The sequence below is a fragment of the Jezberella montanilacus genome (assembly GCF_003003055.1).
Classification (GTDB): Bacteria; Pseudomonadota; Gammaproteobacteria; order Burkholderiales; family Burkholderiaceae_B; genus Zwartia; species Zwartia montanilacus.
Genome location: NZ_PVTV01000019.1, coordinates 78375 through 101011 on the forward strand (window position 1 = coordinate 78375; position 22637 = coordinate 101011).

The window sequence follows — 22637 nt, forward strand, 5'->3', positions numbered from 1 at the left end:
GAAAGCTGACTGATTAGCGCTTACTTATGGACGCTGAGCGGCCCGGGCATCGACGCTAACCAAGCTGTCACGTTGCTGATATCCTGCGAGGATAATTGCACCGCAAAAGCACCCATCACAGCATTTTTACGACCATTGGCGGTCGTAGGGGCTTCATGGGCGCCACGTTGATAAGCTTTTAAAGCATGCGCCAGATAGTCGGCGTGCTGGCCAGCCAAAACTGGATACTCAGGAAGGATTGGAGATTTTGCATCTGCGCCGTGACAGGAAGCGCAGTTGATTTTTTCCCAGGTGGCTTTACCAGCAGCTAAGTCAGACGCATTAGCAAACGTCGAAGCAATCAGCAGGGTCGTGCCAGCGAGAGCGAGCGAAAGAAGTTTCATGAAGCCCCCGATTATTTAAGACTGGAGTAATAAGCTGCCAGATCAGCAATATCCTGATCCGACAGGCTAGTCGCTACGGAATCCATCGTAGGATGAGTCCGCGCGCCTGATGCATACGCTTTCAGTGCCGCCTGGATGTATTTATCGCTTTGACCAGCGATCATTGGAACTGAATACACCTCTGGGAAGCTGGCTTTGTAGCCGGGGATCCCGTGACAACCGATACACATCGAGATTTTTGCCTTAGCAGCATCCGCATTACCAGCAGGTGCATCAGCAGCAGAAGCAGAGGCTGACAGAGCAGCACTTGTCCCTACTATTAGCAGGGATACTAGACGAGTCGTGAGACTGCGAAATGTCAATGTCGACAACATGATGAAATGACTCTTGGCTTGGCAAAAAAAGTCCCGGACAATAAAGTCCGGCCGCAAAAACCTTATGATTGTACGATAATTGCTCGAAATAGACTAAAAAAATGACGGGAGCTAGACGACTAATGACTGACGCAGCAAACAAAAACAGCTTGATTGAACGCTTTGACGGCACCGACCGCTACGTGGCGACCGATGATTTAAAACTAGCCGTCAACGCCGCCCTGACCCTGCAACGACCACTTTTAATCAAGGGCGAGCCCGGCACGGGCAAAACCATGCTGGCCGAAGAGGTTGCGCGCGGGTTGGGTCGTCCATTACTCCAATGGCACATCAAGTCAACCACCAAGGCTCACCAAGGTCTCTACGAATACGACGCCGTGTCCAGGTTGCGCGACTCGCAACTTGGTGACGAAAAAGTACGCGATATTCAGAACTACATTTTAAAAGGCGTACTGTGGCAAGCCTTTGAATCACCCGAACCTGTGGTTTTATTAATTGATGAGATCGACAAAGCGGACATCGAATTCCCCAACGATCTGCTCAGAGAACTCGATCAAATGGAGTTTCACGTCTACGAGACCCGCCAAACGATCAAAGCGCACAATCGCCCTTTAGTCATCATCACTTCAAATAACGAAAAAGACTTGCCCGATGCGTTCTTGCGTCGTTGCTTTTTTCACTATATCCGCTTCCCCGATCGCGACACCCTTCGCAGCATTGTTGACGTTCACTACCCGAAGGTTCATGCAGATGTCTTGCGTGCCTCACTTGACACCTTCTTTCAGCTTCGCGATGCACCCGGTTTAAAGAAAAAGCCGTCAACCTCAGAGTTTCTTGATTGGCTGCGTCTCTTGATTTCTGAGGATGTCACAGCAGAGCAGATCGATGCACATGCCGCAACGTCGATCCCAATGCTGGCTGGTGCATTACTCAAAAATGAACAAGATTTGCAATTACTTGAACGTCTGGCCTCGGTCACACGCAACTCGGTCCGTCGTCCAAATCAATAATTAGCCAAGCGACTGCGACTCGTATGTCGCAACAAAGGAGGCTCGTTCGAATGAGCAAACTCACCGGATTCAAGATTACCCCAGGCCCGACCACACTGACTGGTCGTGGCGTGAAGCTCGAACCCCTGACTCTTGAACACGAGGCAGGTCTAAAACTAGCCGCAGCCGATGGCGCACTCTGGGATCTTCGTGTCACCTCTGTCCCTGAGCCTGAAAACACATCGGCCTATATACAAACTGCGCTCACTGGTTTGGCAGAAGGTCACCGTGTACCTTTCGTTGTCACTGACGAAGCAAGCGGCAAAGTCATGGGTTGCACGAGTTATCACGACATCATCCATTCTGTCGGTCGCCTGGAAATCGGTTTCACTTGGTATGCCCAAAGCCATCAACGCACCCACTTGAACACAACGTGCAAACTGCTGTTGCTGGAGCACGCGTTTGAAACGCTTGGGGCGTCCATCGTCGGCTGGCGAACCGACAATTACAACTATGCCTCGCAACGCGCCATAGAAAGACTAGGCGCCAAGCTCGATGGTGTTATCCGTCATCACGCGCTGCGCCGCGATGGCACCGTTCGCGATACCTATATGTATAGCGTGACAGCAGGTGAGTGGCCCGAGATTCACGCGCACTTGCTCTATCAGTTAAAGCGCCATGCTAGTTGATTTTTTCTACCACTTGCGCACGCAGAAGCTGAAAGTTTCTGTCAAAGAATATTTGACACTGCTTGAAGCGTTGACTCATCCCTTGATGTCACCCACGCTAGAAGATTTTTATTTTTTGGCTCGAACGACACTTGTCAAAGACGAAACGCTCTTCGATCGGTTTGACAAAGCCTTTGCCCTTTACTACCGGGGCATTGAGGCAAAATTGCCCGGAAAAAAAATACCGCTTGATTGGCTGGTCAAAGAAATTGAAAAGAAGCTGACACCCGAGCAAAAAGCCGAGCTTGAAAAGCACGGCTGGGACAAACTCATGGATATGTTCAAAGAACGTCTCGATGAGCAAAAGGGTCGCCACGAAGGCGGCAGCCGGTGGATAGGAACCGGCGGAACCTCACCTTTCGGCAATGGTGGCTATCATCCTGAAGGAGTGCGAGTGGGTGGTAAATCGGCAGGGAACCGGACCGCGGTCAAGGTATGGGATGAGCGGCAGTTTCGCGATTACGACGATACCCTTGAGCTTGGTACCCGCAATTTCAAGGTAGCCTTGCGTCGGCTGAGAAAATTTGCCCGTCAAGGTAGTGAAGTTGAACTGGATCTCGACGACACGATCACAAGCACTGCTCGCAACGCTGGCTTTCTTGATATCAAGATGATCCCAGAGCGTCACAACAACGTCAAAGTGCTGATGCTATTAGACGTCGGTGGCAGTATGGACGACCACATCGGCCGTGTTGAAGAACTCTTTTCGGCAGCCAGCAGCGAATTCCGCCACCTGGAAGTCTATTATTTTCACAATTGTCCCTACGAGCATCTCTGGAAATCCAACCGTCGCCGACAAATGGAGCGTTTCGAGACCTGGGATGTGATCCGTAAATTTAATGCAGACTGGCGTTTGATCTTTGTCGGCGACGCAACGATGAGCCCTTACGAAATATTGCAACCCGGCGGTTCAGTCGAGCATTACAACAAAGAGTCGGGTGCCGACTGGTTACAACGAATCGTCTCAACTTGGCCAAAATCGGTTTGGCTTAACCCAGAGCCTCAAGCCTCGTGGCAGTACCGGCAATCGATTTCGCTGATTCGTAATATGGTGCAAGACAAAATGTTTCCCGTGACTGTCTCAGGTATTGAACAAGCCATGCGATTGCTATCGAAATAGACTCAAGAAATGAAGTAACGAAGTGAACCAATTGTCGCAGACACGCTCAAACGAAGTGTCTGCACGAATCAAACAATTTAGGAAGATCCCATGCGTTTATTGACTGGCGTCCATTGTGACGCCCTGACTGGCATCGTCACTCGCGCTATTGTTACTGCCTCGTTATCTTTTGTCGCCTTGCACACAGCAACCAGCTTTGCAGGCAATTTACCGGTCGGGGTGACCGAAATCACCACTGTTGAAGGCATCACGGAATATCGCCTCGACAGCAATGGCCTTCGCATCTTGCTGGCGCCAGATGACTCGAAACCATCGACGACCGTCAATATGACCTATTTGGTTGGATCCCGTCACGAGAACTATGGCGAAACCGGGATGGCGCATCTGTTAGAGCACATGCTGTTTAAAGGCACGCCTACCCACCCCAACTCGCTCGCCGAATTCTCGAAAAGAGGCTTGCAGGCCAACGGTTCAACCTCATCAGATCGCACCAATTATTTCGCGAGCTTTGCCGCCAACCCAGACACCTTATCTTGGTATCTCGGCTGGCAAGCCGACGCCATGATCAACGCTAAAGTCGCCCGCGAAGATCTCGATACCGAGATGACCGTCGTGCGCAACGAAATGGAAAATGGTGAAAACAACTCCTTTCAAACCCTCTGGCAAAAAATGCTCGGCGTCGCTTACCAATGGCATAACTATGGCAAGACGACCATCGGCGCCCGCTCAGATGTAGAGCAGGTCGATATCTCGCACCTGCAAGCTTTTTACCGCCTGTACTATCAACCCGATAACGCCGTGCTGATCGTGTCTGGCAAATTTGATCCGCAAACTACCATTGAAGAGATTGCCAAAACCTTCAACCCCATCCCTAAGCCCAGTCGCAAATTACCAGCCGAATACACGGTTGAGCCTGTGCAAGACGGGGAACGCAGTGTGACCTTGCGCCGGACGGGTGGTTCGCCTTTAGTCGCCGCTATGTATCACGTCCCACCGGCAAGCACCAAGGATTTTGCCGCGCTTGATCTGGCCAGCATGATCATCGGTGACACCCCTTCAGGTCGTCTTTACAAAGCCATGTTACCCAGCAAACAGGCCACGAGTGTGTTCGCCATGACCATGGATCAGTACGCCCCTGGTATTGCGATGTTTGGTGCAAGCTTGCAGCCAGGAATGGATACGAAAAAGTCCTTGCAAACCCTGACCCAAACCGTCGAGGCCATCGCCAAACAACCCTTTACGCAAGTCGAACTGGATCGCGCTCGCAGTCAGTGGCTCACGCAATGGAACCAAACGTTCAGTGATCCGCAGAAGATTGGTGTTGGCTTATCTGAGGCAATTGCGGTGGGAGACTGGCGCCTGATGTTTGTTGAAAGAGACAACATTCGCTCAGCCAAACTTACTGACTTGCAACGGGTAGCGACCGACTATCTCATCACTGCCAACCGTACTGAAGGCACCTACATACCCACGATCAAGCCTGTTCGCGCCCCTCAGGTTGCCATCCCGGATCTAAGTAGTGATCTCAAGGATTACAAAGGCGACGCTAACGTCAAACAAGCTGAGGCCTTTGACCCGGAGCCCGCCAACATCGACGCACGAACTGAACGCAAAACACTGAAACTCGCCAACGGCAACGTGAAACTCGCTTTGCTGTCCAAGCAAACACGAGGCGAGCGAGTCAAGGTCAACATCGCGATTAAGTTTGGCTCTGTCGACTCTCTCAAGGGGCAAAAGCTGGCATCACTTGCCAGCGCAGAGCTCTTGACTCGAGGCACTGACAAAATGACTCGTCAACAAATCAGCGACAAGATAGACGCCTTGCAAGCAGAGGTCTCAGTATCAGGCGCCGCGACCACCGTGACGATTGCTATGTCAACCACTCGACCCAATATTGATGCCTTGACTGCGCTGATGCTGGATGTGGTGCGCAATGCCAATTTTGCTCAAGATCAAGTTGATGAATACCAGCGCTCAACAATCACGGGACTAAAGAGCGCTATGACTGAGCCGACCTCTATCGCCGCTCGTATGCTGGCTCGCCACGATAATCCATATACCAAAGACGATATTCGTTACACACCTTCTTTTGAAGAATCGCTGGCTTCAATCGAAGGTTTGAAACGTGACGCACTCGTTGGCTTTCATAAGAAGTTTTATGGTGCGGGCGAGATCGCCATTTCAGCTGTGGGTGACTTCGATCCTAAGACACTAGAAGCAACGATCACGCAAGGGCTGGCTGGCTGGAAGAAATCCGCCCCTTACGCCCGGATCCCAAACCCTTACCATCAAGTGCCAGCCGAGCGCATGGAGTCGATCACACCAGATAAAGCCAATGCGTTTTACCTGGCCAAGATGCCTCTGGCTTTGCAGGACACGAACGAAGATTACCCTGCCTTGTCGCTCGTGAACTTCATGTTGGGAACCTCTGAGACATCACGACTCTGGTTGCGCGTCCGTGAGAAAGAAGGCTTATCCTACAACGTTCGCTCATCCCTGACAGCCTCAGCGTTCGAACCTTCCGGCACCTGGACGATCTACGCCATTTTCGCACCTCAAAACCGAACTAAAGTTGAAACAGCTATTCAAGAAGAATTGGCTCGGCTGGTCAAAGATGGCTTCACGGATGAAGAAGTTAAGGACGGCGTGAAGGCCCTCTTGAACTACAAGAAACTTGCTCGCGCCCAGGACGGTACGGTCGCTGCTGCTTGGCTTGAATATCTCGATACCAATCGCACGTTCAAGCGCTCTGCTGAGCTCGATCAAAAGGTTGCGGCACTGACCACAGAACAAGTGAATGCAGCAGTACGCAAGTATCTCAAGCCAGAGGCCTTTAGTAGCGTGGCGGCAGGAGATTTCAAGAAATAGGGGTGCACCGTCTTTTCGTTCCCTGAGCTTAACCGCTCAGGACAGCGCAAAGCTTAAATGGCCAGCCTCCAGGGCTGGCTATTTATTTCTAATTAAGAAAAGAAAGCTTTGACCCGATCAGTCCAGGATTTACTTTCAGGCGAGTGCCGTGCCCCTTGCTCGTTTAAGGATGACTCAAACTTCCGCAACAACTCTTTTTGATCGTCGGTCAGTTTGACCGGGGTTTCAACAACAATATGGCAATGCAGATCACCGGGATAAGCCGAGCGTACACCTTTGATACCTTTGGCTCGCAGACGGAACCGCTTGCCTGACTGAGTACCCTCGGGGATGGTCATGTCTACCTTCCCGTTGAGAGTCGGTACTTGGGTTGTGCCACCCAAAGCTGCCAACGTAAACGGTATCGTGACTTGGCAAATCAAGTCATCATTCTCGCGCTGAAAAATCTTGTGCTCTTTAAGATGAATCTCAACAAAAAGATCGCCAGGTGGGCCACCATTAATGCCCGGTTCGCCATTGCCCGATACGCGGATTTGCATGCCATCATCGATACCCGCTGGTATCTTGACTTGCAGGGTTTTGTTCTTCCGGGTGCGACCAACGCCATCACAACTGACACAAGGATCAGAGATCTCTTTACCAGAGCCGTGGCACTTGGGACACGTCTGCTGCACGCTGAAAAAGCCCTGCTGCATCCTTACGGCACCTGCGCCTCCGCAAGTACGACAAGAAATCGGCGTCGTGCCAGGTTTAGCACCACTGCCTTTACAAACTTCGCAATTTTCCCAGCTTGGAACCCGGACGTCGGTTTCAAAGCCCGCTGCTGCCTGCTCAAGCGTGATGTCCATCGAGAACCTCAAGTCGCTTCCGCGATAGACCTGGGGGCCACCACCGCGGCGAGCCCCGCCACCACCAAATATCTCACCGAAAATATCACCAAATGCGTCGCCAAAACCAGCCGCCCCAGCACCACCAGCCCCCATGCCGGCGGCATTAGGATCGACCCCCGCATGCCCATAGCGGTCGTAGGCAGCGCGTTTACTGTCGTCAGACAGCATCTCGTACGCCTCTTTGGCTTCCTTAAACTTTGACTCGGCATCTTTGCTGTCTGGATTACGATCAGGATGGTGTTTCATGGCCATCTTACGATAGGCCTTTTTGATCTCTTCCTCGGTGGCATTTTTACCAATGCCCAGAATTTCGTAATAGTCGCGCTTTGCCATGATTTAAGGTTCTTGCAAACAAGATTCAAAAAAACTTCCGCCCGGAAGCCCTATTCAGAGCACCCGGGCGGTGAGAGTTACTACTCGTCGATCACTTGCCGTCGCGCTTGACTTCTTTGAAGTCAGCGTCAACGACGTTGTCATCAGCTGGCTTGGCGCTACCATGCTCTTCAGCACCTGGGGTACCCGCAGCACTAGCAGCTTGATTAGCCTGCATATCAGCGTACATCTTTTCGCCTAGTTTCTGCGATGCTGTTGATAAGGCCTCAACTTTAGAATCGATCGCTTCTTTATCAGCGTTGTTTTTCAAGACTTCCTCAACCGAAGCAATGGCGGATTCGATTGCGGTCTTCTCTTCCTCTGAAAGCTTATCGCCGTATTCAGTCAACGACTTTTTGGTCGAGTGAACCAGGCCATCCGCTGCATTGCGCGCTTGAGCCAGTTCAGCCATACGGTGATCTTCAACCGCATTAGCTTCAGCATCTTTAACCATCCGTTGAATTTCTTCTTCGGTCAAACCAGAGTTTGCCTTGATCGTGATTTTGTTCTCTTTACCAGTGCCTTTGTCTTTCGCAGACACGTGGACAATACCGTTGGCATCGATATCAAAAGTCACTTCAATTTGTGGCACACCGCGTGGTGCTGGGGGGATCCCTTCAAGATTGAATTCGCCCAGCGTCTTGTTACCGGCAGCGATTTCACGCTCACCCTGAAATACTTTGATCGTCACAGCAGGCTGGTTATCATCGGCAGTCGAAAATGATTGCGAATAGCGTGTTGGGATCGTCGTATTCTTTGTGATCATCTTGGTCATCACACCGCCCAACGTCTCAATACCCAGAGACAAGGGTGTCACATCCAGCAACAACACGTCTTTACGATCACCAGACAGAACCGAGCCCTGAATCGCGGCACCAGCAGCCACTGCTTCGTCAGGATTCACGTCTTTGCGTGGCTCGCGACCGAAAAATTCTTTCACCTTTTCTTGAACTTTAGGCATGCGGGTCATGCCGCCTACCAAAATGACGTCATCGATGTCAGAAATTTTGATGCCAGAATCTTTGACCGCTGTGCGACAAGGGGCCATGGTGCGCTCGATCAACTCTTCAACCAAAGCTTCAAGCTTGGCCCGAGTAATTTTTACGCTCAAGTGCTTAGGACCACTAGCATCAGCTGTGATGTAGGGCAGGTTAACTTCGGTTTGCTGGCTGGATGAGAGCTCGATCTTTGCTTTTTCAGCTGCCTCTTTCAGACGCTGCAGCGCAAGCACGTCTTTAGACAAATCCACGCCTTGGTCTTTTTTGAACTCAGCAATGATGTAGTCGATGATGCGTTGGTCGAAGTCTTCGCCACCTAAAAAGGTGTCACCGTTGGTTGACAGTACTTCGAATTGCTTCTCGCCATCTACATCAGCAATTTCAATGATGGAAATGTCAAACGTACCGCCGCCCAAGTCATAAACAGCAATCTTGCGATCACCTTTTTCAGACTTATCCATACCGAACGCCAAGGCTGCGGCAGTTGGCTCATTAATAATCCGCTTAACGTCCAGGCCAGCGATACGACCAGCATCTTTAGTTGCCTGGCGCTGACTGTCGTTAAAGTAAGCAGGTACCGTGATCACGGCTTCAGTTACTTCTTCGCCGAGAAAATCTTCGGCGGTTTTTTTCATTTTGCGCAGAATATCTGCTGAAACCTGTGAGGGAGCCAGTTTTTTGTGTTGAGCTTCAACCCAGGCATCGCCATTATCAGCTTTGACGATTTTATAAGGCATCAAGTTGATGTCTTTTTGCACGGCGTCTTCACTAAATTTGCGACCGATCAGACGTTTGACCGCATAAAGGGTGTTCGCTGGATTAGTGACCGCTTGACGTTTAGCAGGCGCGCCAACTAAAGACTCGCCGTCTTCAAGATAGGCAACAATTGAAGGTGTCGTCCGGGCGCCTTCGGCGTTTTCAATGATGCGAACCTGACCGCCATCCATCACTGCAACGCAGCTGTTGGTTGTACCGAGGTCAATACCGATAATCTTGCTCATGGTGTCTTACCTTGTTCAGAATTCAGAAATAAATGAAATGTTGATATTTGGTAATTGGGGGGATTTTTGGCTATTTCAAGTCCGAAATCATCGGTATTTACTTAAAAAGCAGACAAAAATTTGCCCTAATCATTGGCTAAAAATTTATTTGCCAATTAAGTCGTCGCGGCTGGGCCGCCCGATACGGTCACCAGGGCCGGGCGTAAAACACGATCTGCGATCAGATACCCTTTTTGCAGAGTCGACACGATGGTGTTAGCGGGTTGGTTAGCCGGAATCGTGGCGATCGCCTGATGCTGGTGAGGATCGAACTTATCGCCCGCACCGGGTGCAATGCCTTTCAGGTGGTTACGCTCGAACGCGGACACCAATTGCTTGAGGGTTGCTTCAAGACCCGTTTTCATATCCTCAATCGACTGGTCTGTCTGAGCGAGTGCTGCCTCAAGACTATCCATCACGGGCACCAAGCCCTCGGCAAACGATTCGATCCCAAACTTACGGGCTTTGGACACTTCGTCTTGTGAGCGACGGCGGACGTTTTCCATCTCTGCGTGCGCTCGCAAAACCTGATCTTTATTCAGTGCGACCTGCGCCAGTGCGGCTTCCAGCTCAGCCTGAAGCGCGACGAGGGGATCAGCAACGGCCTCAACCGACTGCGAAGTTTGCTCGGCTGTTTGAGCGCCAGAGGTAGATTCAGGGGCGACTTTGGTGGGATCCTGCTGCGAGGTCATTGAACTGCTCCGAAAAGAACCATAGATACTGGTTTAAATGGGGGCAACCCCTAGTCTTTCAAGAGCAGTTTTTTCGTCAGATTGACAAAAATTTGCACTCAGCTTTGCTTGGTTTTAACAGGCCAGCCTTGCAAATGAGTATCGATCAGATCCGCAAACGATTCAATCCACTCGGCGTTGTCGTTCAGCGCCGGAATATAGCGAAACTGTTTACCCCCGGCATGCATGAAGGTCTCACGAACCTCGACCTGTATCTCTTCCAGGGTTTCCAGGCAATCCGCCAAAAATCCAGGGCAAACCACATCAACCTCGGTCACCCCTTCTTCGGCCAATCGCTTCAACGTCGGCTCCGTGTAGGGCTCAAGCCACTTGGTCGGGCCAAAACGACTTTGAAAGGTCACCAGGTATTGATCGTCAGCTAAGCCCAAATAGTTTGCCAAGGCACGCGCAGTCTCATAGCTATCGCGACAATAAGGGTCGCCCAAATCCACGCACTGCTGAGGTAACCCGTGAAAGCTCATGACTAGCTTCTGCGGACGACCTTCAGCGCCCCAGAAGCGTGCAATCTGATTACCTAAAGTTGAAATAAACCTCGGATCAGTATGAAAGCGTTTGATAAACCGCAGGGCTGGCTGATCTCGCATTTTTCCGAGTACCCGCGCGACCTCGTCCACCACCGTTGCGGTTGTGCTTGACGCGTACTGCGGGTACATCGGCACAATCAAGATGTGATCGCAGCCTTGACTATCGAGTCGCTTGATGGCGTCGCCTATCGACGGATTACCATAGCGCATCCCTACTTCGACTTGCACGTCCATGCCACGGGCAACAAATAACTGCTTGACGAGCTGCGCCTGACGCTGGGTATAGACCATCAGCGGTGAGCCCTCCGGCATCCAGACACTGGCGTAACGCGGCACTAGCTTACGAGGCCTAGCCAACAGGATAGGGCCATTGAGAATAGGCCACCACAGTAACTTGGGGATTTCAATCACACGCGAATCTGAAAGAAACTCTTTCAAATATCGCTTGATGGCGGGGGCTGTTGGTGCATCAGGTGTCCCGAGATTACTCAGCACTACGCCTACTCGTCCCTTGTTAAAAGCCTCTGGCCAGGGGATAAAGCGCTCAGTTTGCTTGGCTTTGGCCCAAAATCGGCCGAAGGATCGTTGCTTAGGGTTTTCTGACACAGTGAAGCCTTAAAACGGATACGAAGAATTCAATAATCGACACGCGAAGCGATCAGAACACGCCAATGTGTCAAAACCGCTAACGATCGACATGGTAGTGGCTCAGGGCACTGGATAGTAATCGAGCGGTGATATCAACGATAGGAATCACTCGTTCATAGGCCATCCTTGTTGGGCCGATCACACCGAGTGTTCCGACTATCCGGCCATCCACGTCGTAAGGCGCGGTGATAACAGTTAAATCCTCTGTTGGCACAAGTTGCGAATCGCCCCCAATGTAAATCTGAACACCATCGGCACGACTCGATACGTCTAACAATTGAAGTAAATCGGTCTTGCGTTCAAACATCGAGAAGGTCTTGCGCAAGCGATCCATATCAGACGCCAACTCATTCACGTCCATCAGCTTGCGTTCGCCGGATATCACCACGGTTTCACCTTCGTCCGCCGCTTGAGCACCTGCTTCAACCGCCGCTTGCATCAGACGGGACATATCTTCTTGCAACCGAGCCAGATCACTGGCCAGAGTTTGACGAACCTCGCTAAACGATTTGCCTGCGAAATTATGGTTAAAGAAGTTGGCTGCTTCAATCAGCACCATGTCAGAGTAGTCACGTGGGGTTAACAGCACCCGGTTTTGTACGTCTCCGTCTGGTGTGACGATAATCAACAAAATACGTTTTTCTGACAACCGGATGAATTCAATTTGCCGAAAGACGTGTGAGCGTCTGGGCGCCAGCACAACACCTGCAAACTGAGTCAGGCTAGAAAGCAAATCAGCAGCGGCATTCACTGCTCGGGTTGGGTCAGAAGCCGGGGCAAGATCACGAACATTTTTGCCGACGTTAAGCTCGAAAGGTTGAGCCGAGAGCATGGTGTCCACAAACAACCTGTAGCCACGCGGCGTCGGGATTCTCCCCGCCGACGTGTGCGGACTATGTATAAGCCCGAGTTCTTCCAGGTCTGCCATCACATTACGTATTGTGGCTGGCGACAGATCGAACACTTTTGATAGGGTGCGCGACCCGACCGGTTGCCCGTCATCGATATAACGTTCGATCAATGCTTTAAGTAGTGCGCGAGAGCGATCATCCATAGTGTGGTTATTCTACCTCTGCGCCCCTATAATCCATCAAGAATTATTGAGACGGGTGTTTGATGCATTTTCCAATTGTCGCTTTAATCGGCCGTTACCAGGATGCTGGGTTGCAAGGTCAACTGCGGGCGATTGCCGCCCGGCTGGTTGCTGCCAAACGTGAAGTCCTGATCGAACAGGTCACGGCACAACACACCGGTGTCAGCGAATATCCATCGGCAACGTTCGACGAGATCGGCGCGCGAGCCAGTCTTGCCATTGTCATGGGCGGCGACGGCACCATGCTTGGGGCAGCAAGACATCTGGCTCCGTTTGGGGTCCCGGTCGTGGGCATCAATCACGGCCGGCTTGGCTTTATCACCGACGTTCCCATGCAAGATGCCGAACAAGTCCTGCACGAACTGCTCGAAGGCAATTACGAAACCGAGCAACGCATGTTGCTCGAAGGTAGCGTTTGGCGAGGCAATAACAAACTCTTTTCAGCCACAGCGCTCAATGATGTGGTTTTGAGCCGAGCCGGACGTGGCGGCATGATCGAGGTTCGCGTCGCAGTTGATGACACCTACATGTACACCCAGCGGGCGGATGGGCTGATCGTCGCTACCCCGACCGGGTCAACAGCTTATTCACTCTCTTCGGCTGGGCCGATTGTTCATCCGGCAGTCAACGCCATCTTGCTGGTGCCAGTCGCACCTCAAACGCTCTCGAACCGGCCAATTTTGATCCCTGACCAAGGCAAGCTCAGCATCACCCTGACCTCGATGAGTCGAGTTGAAGCGGGTGCTAGCGTTCACTTTGACATGCAGACCTGGTCTGACCTGCTGCCAGGCGATGTGATTCAGGTCAGACGAGCCCCGCACAATATCCGCTTTCTGCATCCAGCCGGCTACAGTTTTTTTTCCACTCTGCGTCGTAAACTCGACTGGAACCGCATGCCCAGCGGCAATCAAGACAGAGATTAAACCGAATGCTGCGAGCCTTACACATCCGTGATTTCGTTATCGTCGATCGGGCCGACATCGAATTTGATAGCGGGTTTACTGTCTTCACTGGCGAGACAGGTGCTGGCAAATCCATTCTCATTGATGCGCTCGCCCTGGCACTGGGCGAACGAGCAGACCTCAGCGTGCTGCGTGAGGGTGCCACAAAAGCAGAGATCAGTGCAGTATTCACACCGACTAAAGATATCGGTAAATGGCTTGAGCAGCACGACCTTGAAGCTGAGGATGAATTAGTCCTGAGGCGTGTTGTCGACGCTCAGGGACGCAGCCGTGCCTACATCAACGGATCGCCGGTCAACCTGACGCAGCTCAAAGAGGTTGGTGAGCAACTGATCGATATTCACGGACAGCACGCTCATCAAAGTCTGTTGCGAGGCGACAATCAGCGGGATCTGCTCGACGCACACGGCGCCCATCAGGCGCTAAAGCAAGACACCTTACAAGCCTGGAAATCCTGGCGCGTCGTCCTCAAAAAACTCGAAGCTGCCACTCAGGATGCCAGTTCACTGGCGGTTGCTCAAGAAAAACTAGACTGGCAAATTAGTGAACTGCAATCCCTGCGCCTGATCGCGGGTGAATGGGACGATATCTCTGCAGAGCACACACGCCTGGCGCACGCCCAAGCTTTGATAGATGGCGCGTCGAGCACGCTGGCGATGCTAGATGAATCAGAGTCGTCGACCCAACATCAGCTGGCAGTGGCAGTCAAAACACTCGGCTCCTTGTTGAAGCACGATACTTCGTTGCAAGCTGTTCAAGATGCTCTGGTATCAGCGAGCAATGATGTTAATCAGGCAATTTCAGACTTAAATGTCTACCTCTCAGGGGTAGAGCTCGACCCAGCAAGGCTGTCTGTGGTCGAGGCTCGAATGAGCAGTCTTTTCGATGCCGCCCGAAAACTCAAAACCGATCCCGAACATCTTTTTACTCTGCTTCAAAGCTTATTGGCAGAGCGTGATGCGCTAATTGCTTCAACCGATATTGAAGCGCTCAAACAAGAAGAATCCACGCTCAAGCAAGCCTATCAAGCAGCGGCACAGACTTTATCCCTGGCCAGAAAAAAATCAGCGACGCGCTTAAGCCAAGAAGTCACGACGGCCATGCAAACACTTGCTATGCAAGGCGGAAGCTTCCAGATTGCCGTGACAGAGACCAATCCCTCAGGACACGGACAAGATCAAATCGAATTTCTCGTTGCCGGCCATACCGGTACAAGCCCTCGTCCGTTGGCAAAAGTGGCGTCTGGGGGTGAACTTGCCCGCATCTCGCTCGCTTTATCCGTGATTGCAAGCCGGGCAGCAAGAGTGCCCACGCTGATATTTGATGAAGTGGATTCGGGAATTGGTGGGGCCGTTGCTGAAGTAGTGGGTCGCCTCCTGGCGGAGCTAGGCAACCGCCACCAGGTCTTGTGCGTGACGCACCTACCCCAGGTTGCCGCGCGTGGCCAGTATCAATTTCAGGTGAGCAAGCAGCAAATCAATCAAACCACTATCTCAAAAATTGAACGCCTGCAGCAACCAGCACGTATCGAAGAGATAGCAAGGATGCTGGGCGGGGTAAAAATCACCGAAACGACGCGAGAACACGCGAAAGAGTTGCTGACGGGTTAACCAGTCCCTTGACTGGAGCAACTGGCGCATACGCCATATAGAACCATCGCGTGACTCTCGAGCGTGAAACCGTTCTGACTGGCGACCTGATGCTGTCGTTTTTCAATTTCATCGTCAGAAAACTCGACGACTGTGCCGCAGTGCGTGCAGATCAGATGATCGTGGTGGTCACCGTCATTGAGTTCAAAAATGGCTTTGCCGCCATCAAATTGACTTCTAAGCAGGATGCCAGCTTGCTCAAATTGTGTCAGGACACGATATACCGTTGCCAAACCAATATCTACGCTATCACTGACCAAAGACCGGTAGACGTCTTCGGCACTTAGATGGCGAGAATCCGACTTACGGAAGATATCGAGGATTTTTAGCCTAGGGAAAGTTGCCTTTAGCCCGAGATCTTTCAGCCCACTTTCATTTTTATCTAATTGCACGAATTCCCTTTAGTTGATAACCGTCATGACAATAGACTCTGTAAAGCTTTATCATACCGTCTTTGATTGTTTTCCCAACAGGGGCAGCGCAGTGTCAATTTATACAAAATTTGCTTATTTCGCCCGCATTGGCGTGCTCTGCTGCGGCTTAACAATGACCTTAGCTGGTTGTACTTCAACCAAGTTCGGGTTTCCCTACAAAGTTGGCGTACAGCAAGGCAACTGGATTACTAAAGATCAGGTCGCGATGATTAAGCCCGGGATGACCCGAGAACAGGTCAAGTTTGCCCTGGGCTCTCCCGCCTTAACGGACGTTTTCCATGCAAATCGTTGGGATTATCCATATTTCTACCGTTCTGGTAACGGCAATATCGAAGAACGAAAATTCACAGTTTTCTTTGTCGACGGCAAACTCGACAAATGGGTTGGCGACGAACAACCTGAACTTCAGCCATACCAAATAGTTAAAGATGAAGTGACTAAATCCGAGAGAGAAGATAAGCAAATCAAACTCGACGATGACCAGACCAAAGCGGCCGGTTTAGAACCCTCGAAAACACTTGCGCCCGGCATACAGATCGACGGTGTATTGACTGATAACCAGGCTGAACCAGCTTCGTCGACCGATACAGGTGTGACGGGCACTCAGCCAATGCGCTAAACAACACGATAAAGTTTTGACGATGACTCGAATCGCTATAGCAGGTGCAAGTGGCCGGATGGGTCGCACACTCATCGAAGCAATCGCGCAATCAGATGACCTGCGCTTAACTGTTGCTCTCGACCATGTGAGTAGCCCGGCAATTGGGCAGGATGCCACCGCATTTCTGGGTCGCAACAGCGGTGTCATCATTACTAGTTCGCTCGATGCGCTGGCGCAGGCAGATTGTCTGATTGATTTCACCCGGCCAGAAGGCACGCTTGAACACTTATCGGCTTGTCAGACCCACCGTGTCAACATAGTCATTGGCACAACCGGTTTTGATGACGCCGGCAAAGCTGCTATCAACGAAGCGTCGCAATCCATTGGGGTAGTGTTTGCCCCAAATATGAGCATCGGTGTTAACGCCACGTTCAAACTGCTGGATATCGCTGCCCGCATTCTCAACGCCGGCTATGATGTTGAGGTATTCGAGGCTCATCACAAGCATAAAGTTGATGCACCTTCGGGCACTGCCATTAAAATGGGTGAGGTCGTCGCCAACGCCTGGGGTAAAAATCTGGATGACGTAGCGATCTGGTCTCGCGAGGGCCATACTGGGCCCAGAGAAACCGGCAAAATCGGTTTTTCGGTCGTCCGTGGTGGCGATATTGTTGGCGATCACACCGTCTATTTTTGTGGCGCGGGTGAGCGCATTGAAATCACTCACCGCTCCAGCAATCGAGCGGGCTACGCCGAGGGTAGCCTTCGCGCGGCGCGTTATCTGGCAAACAAAAAAACGGGACTCTACGACATGCCCACCGTCTTGGGCCTATAAAACGACGGTGGGTTCTATCTCGAGCTGCACGCCGTAACGATCCTCTACGCTCGCGATCACGGCTGCGGCAAGGCCAAGAATATCGTCAGCGCTGGCACCACCCTCATTGATTAGCACGAGAGCCTGTCTGTCATGGACACCGGCGCAACCTCTGCGTTGCCCTTTCCAGCCGGCTCGATCAATCAGCCAGGCAGCAGCCAATTTAACTTGGCCGTCATCTTGAGGGTAAGCCACGACATCCGGGAAAGCTTGGCGAAGCGACGCAAACCGTTCCGCAGAAACGACGGGATTCTTGAAAAAGCTACCGACATTGCCGAGCACTTTAGGGTCTGGTAGCTTGGTTTGTCTGATCTGGCACACCGCCTCGAACACACGAGAGGCATTCAACTCTTCCGAGGACAGGTTGGATACAAAAGGATGCCTGGCGAGATCAGGATAGTGAGTGGTTGCTATCCAAGGTTTGGGCAATCTGAACTGCACCGAGACAATGACCCAAGTGCCCGCGGCTGAGTGCTTGAAGACGCTATCACGGTAAGCAAAGCTGCACGCCTGCGCACTTAAGGTAACAAAACATCCGTCAAGAACATGCCAGGCCCGTACTGATTCGATTCTTGTATCGAGCTCAACCCCATAGGCGCCGATATTTTGCACAGGGGCCGCACCCACCGATCCCGGAATCAGGGCAAGATTTTCAAGTCCAGGCCAGCCTTGCTGCAAGCAATGAAGGACAAACTCATGCCAATTTTCACCGGCTGCCGCCTCGACGATCCAAGCGTCAGCTTCTTCAGCAATCAACTTGATGCCTCTCAACGCGACGCGTAAGACTGGTCGGTCAAGTTGCGCTGGTAACACCACGTTGCTTGCACCGCCTAAGACAATCCACTGCTGCCCTTGCTGAGCGATTTGAGAGATTGCCGGTAATTGATCCAGATCAACAAGATCAACCACCCTACTCGCCTGACACGCCAGGCCCAGTGTGTTGTGGCTTTGCAAGTTCACGTGCTGAAAATCGAGCGTCGTAGGATGAGGGCTTCGGTCTTGAATTGACATCAGTTAGAAATATTTGCTATGATTCTGGTCTTCGCTGATATTACTTGAAGTTCAAGCGGTAGGTTTCAAGCTTCAATTTTTCAGGCAATCATCGCGAGCAGGCAGTCATCATGCGGGAGTAGCTCAGTTGGTAGAGCGCAACCTTGCCAAGGTTGAGGTCGAGAGTTCGAGACTCTTCTCCCGCTCCAAATCCAGGGGGAAGCACCATGCTTCCCCCTTTCAGTTTTTGCTGGCGCAATGGCAGAGTGGTTATGCAGCGGATTGCAAATCCGTGAAGCTCGGTTCGATTCCGGGTTGCGCCTCCAGCCTTCTAATATCTCAAGCTAAAGCGGCTTAGGCATGGATCAATCCGTTATTGACTCAATCGTTCGTTGGCCCAATGTCCCTGCAGTCGCCGGTTGGTTATCACTGAGCAGTCGTGGCGAATGGCGCCTGCATCCAAATGGAGACGCAGAACAGGGTGGCCCCGGTGTGGGCGTAAGCAATACCCAAATCCTCAGTTTTTTTGGTCGTAATTATTCAAATGAAGGTGATGGCCGGTATTTTTTTCAGAACGGTCCACAACGTGTTTACGTCAGGCTAGACGCCGCCCCCTACGTCCTGCGTCTCATGCCAGAAAACGGCACCTTGCTCACCCACAATAATCTAGTCGTCAAACAGGTCAGGCGTTGGCTGATTGATGATCTGGGCAATGTTTATGCCGACACTGATCTTGGGCCAGGAAGGATCGACGACCGTGATCTCTTCTTACTGGCAGACTTGTTAGTCGATGATCTCGGCCTTAATTTGTTGGATCGGGTGGAAGCTGGCGGGCAAGATAGCCCCCCTGGCTTAAGCCTGGGGGCACCAGAGAAAGAACAGCGCTTCCCGGCGCTCAGCAAATTTGCGCCGCTCAGTTGGGTACCGTCTCAAAAAATCTCCACTGAAATGAAATTCATCGCAAATCCCGGCGTGCCGGTAAAATAAAGTGATGAATAACGATCCTAACTTCTTTTTCCCGGCGCCGCGACTACAGAATTTTTGTGGCCAATGCGGGCATTCGATTACTCGTCGTGTCCCTCCCGGCGATAACCGGGAACGTGATCTGTGTGAGAAATGCGGCGCTATTCATTATCAGAATCCCAGAGTGGTCGTCGGCACGATGCCCATCCTCGGCAACCAGGTTTTGCTTTGTTTGCGAGCGATTGAACCGCGCGCGAATACGTGGACATTACCTGCTGGCTTCATGGAGCTTGGTGAGAACCTGAGCCAAGGCGCAGAGCGCGAAACGCAAGAAGAGGCAGGCGCCGATATCGAACTTGGCCATTTGTACACGACGATAGACATCCCTCAAGCGGATCAGATTCATATTTATTTTCTGGCAACAGCCCGAAGTGCCCGCCTGGATCCTGGGCCTGAGACCCTCGAAGCCCGTTGGTTCGCTTTGGAAGATATCCCTTGGGATAACTTATCGTTCAGATCGGTCTCTACAACACTTAAGCACTATTTGCGGGACCGTGAGACTGGTAAATTCGGGCCCCACCACTACGCTTTGACTCCCACGCGGGGCTAGGCCAGCCAAACATCGGGATGAGCTCAATTGAATTGCCCTGGCTCGTTTCAGGGGCATCCTTTCCTGATCCTAGTCGTGCGCTACGTCAACCTGCTGGTCTGCTTGCTGCTGGCGGGGATCTCACCATCCCAACACTGCGACGGGCCTACTCGCGAGGAATTTTCCCGTGGTTCAATCAAGGCGAACCGATTCTTTGGTGGTCTCCTGAGCCAAGAATGGTGCTCAACTGTGCAGACTTGCACGTTTCGCACAGTTTAAAAAAGCGCTTGAAGCAAATCGCAAACAAACAAAGTGCTGCTGACTTCGAGGTCGTGGTGACCGTGGATACGCAGTTTGAACGCGTCATGTATCAATGCGCCAACACCCCTCGCGACGGGCAACCCGGCACATGGATTACCAAGCAGATGCAACAAGCCTACTGCGCCTGGCATCAGATCGGAGAAGCCCACAGCATCGAGACTTGGATCGATGGTGAATTGGCTGGCGGACTCTACGGCATCAGCCTAGGGGCAATGTTCTTTGGTGAGTCGATGTTCACACATCGAACAGACGCCTCGAAAATCGCCTTAGTTCATCTGGTCCGACTGTTGCAGCAGGGGGGCGTGAAGCTGATCGACTGCCAGATGCAAACGCACCATCTTGCTACGCTGGGCGCCAAGCCGATTACTCGACAGGAGTTTTTAGCCCATCTTGACTTGACTATTGAGCAGCCCAGCATGCCCTGGAGACCTGGTTGGATCGACCATCGCGGGCAACTACAATCTTTATCATTGCTGGGCTAATACCTAGCCGTGTACTATCAAAACTGAAACGTTTTTTGGGCGAGGCCCAAGCCATGAGCAGACTCCAAGAGCTTCCCTTCTCAGCATTACAGTTTTATGCGACCGCAGCCTACGACTGCAGCTATCTGCCGAACCGGCAAGCACGTTCTCAAGTTGCAGCACCGGGGCATCTGATCAACACAGACACCTACTCTCACCTCGTCGATGAAGGCTTCAGGCGCAGCGGTTTGTTCACGTATCGACCCCACTGCGACGACTGCAAACAATGTGTGCCAGTTCGTCTGGATGTCAAACGCTTTAGCCCCAATCGGACGCAAAAGCGTGTGGCGAAAAAGCATCAGGAGCTACGCCCACTAGTTGCTGAACTGGCGTGGTCGCCTGAGCATTTTGATCTTTACACACGATATCAAGCAAGTCGGCATCCTGGCGGCGGTATGGATGAAGATGGCAGAACCCAATACAGCCAATTCTTACTCGCCAGTCGAGTCAATACAAGGCTTGTTGAATTCAGGCAAGAAGACGGGAAATTGTTGATGGTGTCCATCATCGATGTGCTCGAACATGGCTTGTCCTCGGTCTATACTTTTTACGAGCCCGATTACCCGGGCAGCCTGGGCACCTACAGTATTTTGTGGCAGCTGCAACAGTGTCACTCACTTGAGTTGCCCTGGCTGTATCTGGGATACTGGATTCAGAACAGTCAAAAAATGGCTTATAAAGCCGCGTTTCAACCAGCTCAATACCGCTTCAATGGCCAGTGGCAAGATACTTTGCCAACGACCACTGAGATCTGATTTTTTAGCGAACCCATTCATGTCGATCCTGTTTCAAGCCTATCCCCTCGCCCGAGCCGCTCTGTTCGCTTTAGATGCTGAAACTGCTCATGAAGCCACACTAGACGCGCTGCAAAAAGCCTACGATTGCGCACTCACCAGAGGCTTCCTGCACGATCAAGCTTTAGCACCGATTCAGCTCATGGGCCTGGCGCTAAGAAATCCTGTTGGTTTGGCAGCAGGATTGGATAAAAATGGCGCCCATATTGACGCCATGGGCAATCTCGGCTTTGGTTTTATTGAGGTTGGCACGGTGACGCCGCGAGCGCAATCGGGTAACCCCAAACCCCGCATGTTCAGGCTAGTCAAGGCTTGCGCACTGATCAATCGTCTCGGCTTCAACAACCTGGGTCTTGAGGCGTTTTTGGCTAACGTCAAAAGCAGCCAATGGCGAGACAATGGCGGGATATTGGGATTGAACATTGGCAAAAATGCAGATACGCCCATTGAACAAGCTGCGAACGATTATTTGCTTGGCTTGACTGCCGTGTATCCACACGCCGATTACGTCACCGTCAATATTTCTTCGCCTAACACTAAAAACTTACGTGCCCTGCAATCGGGATCTGAACTGACGTCCTTACTGACGGCGCTGTCCGAATGTAGGAAGGCCTTAGCTGACCAATACGGCAAGCGCGTCCCGATGGTCGTAAAAATCGCACCCGATCTGAGCGACGAAGAGATCGATGTCGTCTCTGATTTGCTGCCAAGATTTGGGATTGATGGTGTGATTGCGACCAATACGACGCTGGACCGCAGCGCTGTGCAAGGCCTGCAACACGCAGATGAGGCCGGGGGGCTGTCGGGCGCACCCCTTCATCAAAAGTCACTGCATGTGATTCGTCGGCTGAGACAAAAGCTTGGGGCTCAGACTGCAATCATCGGCGTGGGCGGGATCATGAGCGGACAAGACGCTCTCGAAAAGATGCAAGCGGGCGCTCAGGCGGTGCAGCTGTACACCGGCTTGATTTATCGAGGACCGAGCTTGGTCGGAGAATGCGTCCGAACGATTGCGACACAAAGGTAATTATCATTGACATCCTCCCCGGCCTAAAGGACGGGGATTCCTACGGCGCTACGCGATGATTTGCGAGTCGCTTCGGTGGGTTCCTGCTTCACAGAGCGGCCTGACTGCGCCAACTCTCCACAGGCTAAGACGC

At 51.9% G+C, this 22637-nt stretch carries 22 protein-coding genes and 2 tRNA genes; 15 read left to right on the forward strand and 9 right to left on the reverse strand.

Going from position 1 to position 22637, the window contains the following annotated elements; genetic code table 11:
- Nucleotides 1-20 precede the first annotated feature (20 nt).
- The gene (locus BCM14_RS15005; RefSeq protein WP_106228859.1) at nucleotides 21-383 is read right to left on the reverse strand and encodes a c-type cytochrome; all 363 of its coding nucleotides are present in this window, start codon (nucleotides 381-383) and stop codon (nucleotides 21-23) included.
- A gap of 11 nt (nucleotides 384-394) precedes the next feature.
- Nucleotides 395-757 carry a c-type cytochrome gene (locus tag BCM14_RS15010; protein ID WP_106228860.1) on the reverse strand — a complete coding sequence of 121 codons (363 nt, stop codon included), beginning with the start codon at nucleotides 755-757 and terminating at the stop codon, nucleotides 395-397.
- Nucleotides 758-879: 122 nt separating this feature from the next.
- Between BCM14_RS15010 and BCM14_RS15015 the strand changes: the two genes are divergently transcribed.
- The 4 genes from BCM14_RS15015 (at nucleotide 880) to BCM14_RS15030 (ending at nucleotide 6462) form a co-directional block, all read left to right on the forward strand.
- Nucleotides 880-1767, forward strand: coding sequence for an AAA family ATPase (locus BCM14_RS15015; protein ID WP_259673669.1), 888 nt, complete (start codon nucleotides 880-882; stop codon nucleotides 1765-1767).
- 50 nt (nucleotides 1768-1817) lie between these two features.
- Nucleotides 1818-2435 carry a GNAT family N-acetyltransferase gene (locus BCM14_RS15020; protein WP_106228862.1) on the forward strand — a complete coding sequence of 206 codons (618 nt, stop codon included), beginning with the start codon at nucleotides 1818-1820 and terminating at the stop codon, nucleotides 2433-2435.
- On the forward strand, nucleotides 2425-3594 hold the full coding sequence (locus BCM14_RS15025) for a vWA domain-containing protein (protein ID WP_106228863.1): 1170 nt from the start codon (nucleotides 2425-2427) through the stop codon (nucleotides 3592-3594). The genes BCM14_RS15020 and BCM14_RS15025 overlap by 11 nt, the downstream gene beginning before the upstream one ends.
- 90 nt (nucleotides 3595-3684) lie before the next feature.
- Nucleotides 3685-6462, forward strand: coding sequence for a M16 family metallopeptidase (locus BCM14_RS15030; protein WP_106228864.1), 2778 nt, complete (start codon nucleotides 3685-3687; stop codon nucleotides 6460-6462).
- 92 nt (nucleotides 6463-6554) lie between these two features.
- On the opposite strand, the gene dnaJ is transcribed toward BCM14_RS15030, so the two are convergent.
- The 5 genes from dnaJ to hrcA form a co-directional block, all read right to left on the reverse strand.
- Nucleotides 6555-7685 (reverse strand): molecular chaperone DnaJ, encoded by a 1131-nt coding sequence (gene dnaJ / locus BCM14_RS15035; protein WP_106228865.1) that lies wholly within the window; start codon nucleotides 7683-7685, stop codon nucleotides 6555-6557.
- Between the two features lie 91 nt (nucleotides 7686-7776).
- The gene (dnaK, locus tag BCM14_RS15040) at nucleotides 7777-9723 is read right to left on the reverse strand and encodes a molecular chaperone DnaK (protein ID WP_106228866.1); all 1947 of its coding nucleotides are present in this window, start codon (nucleotides 9721-9723) and stop codon (nucleotides 7777-7779) included.
- 155 nt (nucleotides 9724-9878) lie between these two features.
- The gene (gene grpE / locus BCM14_RS15045) at nucleotides 9879-10454 is read right to left on the reverse strand and encodes a nucleotide exchange factor GrpE (protein ID WP_106228867.1); all 576 of its coding nucleotides are present in this window, start codon (nucleotides 10452-10454) and stop codon (nucleotides 9879-9881) included.
- Between the two features lie 98 nt (nucleotides 10455-10552).
- A complete protein-coding gene (hemH, locus tag BCM14_RS15050) occupies nucleotides 10553-11644 on the reverse strand; it encodes a ferrochelatase (protein ID WP_106228868.1) in 1092 nt (363 codons plus the stop codon).
- A gap of 79 nt (nucleotides 11645-11723) precedes the next feature.
- Nucleotides 11724-12740 carry a heat-inducible transcriptional repressor HrcA gene (gene hrcA, locus BCM14_RS15055; RefSeq protein ID WP_106228869.1) on the reverse strand — a complete coding sequence of 339 codons (1017 nt, stop codon included), beginning with the start codon at nucleotides 12738-12740 and terminating at the stop codon, nucleotides 11724-11726.
- A 62-nt stretch (nucleotides 12741-12802) separates the two neighbouring features.
- Here hrcA and BCM14_RS15060 point away from each other — a divergent pair, with 62 nt between their 5' ends.
- Both BCM14_RS15060 and recN read left to right on the forward strand, forming a co-directional pair.
- Nucleotides 12803-13702, forward strand: coding sequence for an NAD kinase (locus tag BCM14_RS15060; RefSeq protein WP_106228870.1), 900 nt, complete (start codon nucleotides 12803-12805; stop codon nucleotides 13700-13702).
- A gap of 5 nt (nucleotides 13703-13707) precedes the next feature.
- A complete protein-coding gene (recN, locus tag BCM14_RS15065) occupies nucleotides 13708-15351 on the forward strand; it encodes a DNA repair protein RecN (protein WP_106228871.1) in 1644 nt (547 codons plus the stop codon).
- On the opposite strand, the gene fur is transcribed toward recN, so the two are convergent.
- Nucleotides 15348-15782 carry a ferric iron uptake transcriptional regulator gene (fur, locus tag BCM14_RS15070; protein WP_106228872.1) on the reverse strand — a complete coding sequence of 145 codons (435 nt, stop codon included), beginning with the start codon at nucleotides 15780-15782 and terminating at the stop codon, nucleotides 15348-15350. The genes recN and fur overlap by 4 nt on opposite strands.
- Before the next feature lie 91 nt (nucleotides 15783-15873).
- On the opposite strand from fur, the gene BCM14_RS15075 reads away from it, so the two are divergent.
- Nucleotides 15874-16443 (forward strand): outer membrane protein assembly factor BamE, encoded by a 570-nt coding sequence (locus tag BCM14_RS15075; protein ID WP_375318495.1) that lies wholly within the window; start codon nucleotides 15874-15876, stop codon nucleotides 16441-16443.
- A 22-nt stretch (nucleotides 16444-16465) separates the two neighbouring features.
- Nucleotides 16466-17260, forward strand: a complete 795-nt coding sequence (gene dapB, locus BCM14_RS15080; protein ID WP_106228873.1) for a 4-hydroxy-tetrahydrodipicolinate reductase — start codon at nucleotides 16466-16468, stop codon at nucleotides 17258-17260.
- Here dapB and murB read toward each other — a convergent pair.
- Nucleotides 17255-18310 carry a UDP-N-acetylmuramate dehydrogenase gene (gene murB, locus BCM14_RS15085; protein WP_106228874.1) on the reverse strand — a complete coding sequence of 352 codons (1056 nt, stop codon included), beginning with the start codon at nucleotides 18308-18310 and terminating at the stop codon, nucleotides 17255-17257. The two genes, dapB and murB, sit on opposite strands and share 6 nt — an antisense overlap.
- A gap of 112 nt (nucleotides 18311-18422) precedes the next feature.
- Between murB and BCM14_RS15090 the strand changes: the two genes are divergently transcribed.
- From BCM14_RS15090 to BCM14_RS15120, 7 genes are all read left to right on the forward strand, one after another.
- Nucleotides 18423-18498, forward strand: a tRNA-Gly gene (locus tag BCM14_RS15090).
- A gap of 43 nt (nucleotides 18499-18541) precedes the next feature.
- Nucleotides 18542-18615: transfer RNA gene (locus BCM14_RS15095), tRNA-Cys, on the forward strand.
- A 34-nt stretch (nucleotides 18616-18649) separates the two neighbouring features.
- On the forward strand, nucleotides 18650-19276 hold the full coding sequence (locus BCM14_RS15100; protein WP_106228875.1) for a DUF2946 family protein: 627 nt from the start codon (nucleotides 18650-18652) through the stop codon (nucleotides 19274-19276).
- A gap of 4 nt (nucleotides 19277-19280) precedes the next feature.
- The gene (locus BCM14_RS15105) at nucleotides 19281-19862 is read left to right on the forward strand and encodes an NUDIX hydrolase (protein ID WP_106228876.1); all 582 of its coding nucleotides are present in this window, start codon (nucleotides 19281-19283) and stop codon (nucleotides 19860-19862) included.
- A 26-nt stretch (nucleotides 19863-19888) separates the two neighbouring features.
- Nucleotides 19889-20644 carry a leucyl/phenylalanyl-tRNA--protein transferase gene (gene aat, locus BCM14_RS15110; RefSeq protein ID WP_106228892.1) on the forward strand — a complete coding sequence of 252 codons (756 nt, stop codon included), beginning with the start codon at nucleotides 19889-19891 and terminating at the stop codon, nucleotides 20642-20644.
- A gap of 53 nt (nucleotides 20645-20697) precedes the next feature.
- A complete protein-coding gene (locus tag BCM14_RS15115; RefSeq protein WP_106228877.1) occupies nucleotides 20698-21438 on the forward strand; it encodes an arginyltransferase in 741 nt (246 codons plus the stop codon).
- A gap of 19 nt (nucleotides 21439-21457) precedes the next feature.
- Nucleotides 21458-22504, forward strand: a complete 1047-nt coding sequence (locus tag BCM14_RS15120; protein WP_106228878.1) for a quinone-dependent dihydroorotate dehydrogenase — start codon at nucleotides 21458-21460, stop codon at nucleotides 22502-22504.
- The last annotated feature ends 133 nt before the right edge of the window (nucleotides 22505-22637 follow it).

What these genes read in the sequence shown, in the direction of transcription:
- dnaK (WP_106228866.1), bottom strand. Translation starts at nt 9,723, where the DNA reads ATGAGCAAGATTATCGGTATTGACCTCGGTACAACCAACAGCTGCGTT.
- BCM14_RS15105 (WP_106228876.1), top strand. Translation starts at nt 19,281, where the DNA reads ATGAATAACGATCCTAACTTCTTTTTCCCGGCGCCGCGACTACAGAAT.
- BCM14_RS15005 (WP_106228859.1), bottom strand. Translation starts at nt 383, where the DNA reads ATGAAACTTCTTTCGCTCGCTCTCGCTGGCACGACCCTGCTGATTGCT.
- BCM14_RS15015 (WP_259673669.1), top strand. Translation starts at nt 880, where the DNA reads ATGACTGACGCAGCAAACAAAAACAGCTTGATTGAACGCTTTGACGGC.
- BCM14_RS15010 (WP_106228860.1), bottom strand. Translation starts at nt 757, where the DNA reads ATGTTGTCGACATTGACATTTCGCAGTCTCACGACTCGTCTAGTATCC.
- BCM14_RS15020 (WP_106228862.1), top strand. Translation starts at nt 1,818, where the DNA reads ATGAGCAAACTCACCGGATTCAAGATTACCCCAGGCCCGACCACACTG.
- BCM14_RS15100 (WP_106228875.1), top strand. Translation starts at nt 18,650, where the DNA reads ATGGATCAATCCGTTATTGACTCAATCGTTCGTTGGCCCAATGTCCCT.
- grpE (WP_106228867.1), bottom strand. Translation starts at nt 10,454, where the DNA reads ATGACCTCGCAGCAGGATCCCACCAAAGTCGCCCCTGAATCTACCTCT.
- BCM14_RS15120 (WP_106228878.1), top strand. Translation starts at nt 21,458, where the DNA reads ATGTCGATCCTGTTTCAAGCCTATCCCCTCGCCCGAGCCGCTCTGTTC.
- BCM14_RS15025 (WP_106228863.1), top strand. Translation starts at nt 2,425, where the DNA reads ATGCTAGTTGATTTTTTCTACCACTTGCGCACGCAGAAGCTGAAAGTT.
- hrcA (WP_106228869.1), bottom strand. Translation starts at nt 12,740, where the DNA reads ATGGATGATCGCTCTCGCGCACTACTTAAAGCATTGATCGAACGTTAT.
- murB (WP_106228874.1), bottom strand. Translation starts at nt 18,310, where the DNA reads ATGTCAATTCAAGACCGAAGCCCTCATCCTACGACGCTCGATTTTCAG.
- BCM14_RS15115 (WP_106228877.1), top strand. Translation starts at nt 20,698, where the DNA reads ATGAGCAGACTCCAAGAGCTTCCCTTCTCAGCATTACAGTTTTATGCG.
- recN (WP_106228871.1), top strand. Translation starts at nt 13,708, where the DNA reads ATGCTGCGAGCCTTACACATCCGTGATTTCGTTATCGTCGATCGGGCC.
- dnaJ (WP_106228865.1), bottom strand. Translation starts at nt 7,685, where the DNA reads ATGGCAAAGCGCGACTATTACGAAATTCTGGGCATTGGTAAAAATGCC.
- BCM14_RS15060 (WP_106228870.1), top strand. Translation starts at nt 12,803, where the DNA reads ATGCATTTTCCAATTGTCGCTTTAATCGGCCGTTACCAGGATGCTGGG.
- dapB (WP_106228873.1), top strand. Translation starts at nt 16,466, where the DNA reads ATGACTCGAATCGCTATAGCAGGTGCAAGTGGCCGGATGGGTCGCACA.
- BCM14_RS15030 (WP_106228864.1), top strand. Translation starts at nt 3,685, where the DNA reads ATGCGTTTATTGACTGGCGTCCATTGTGACGCCCTGACTGGCATCGTC.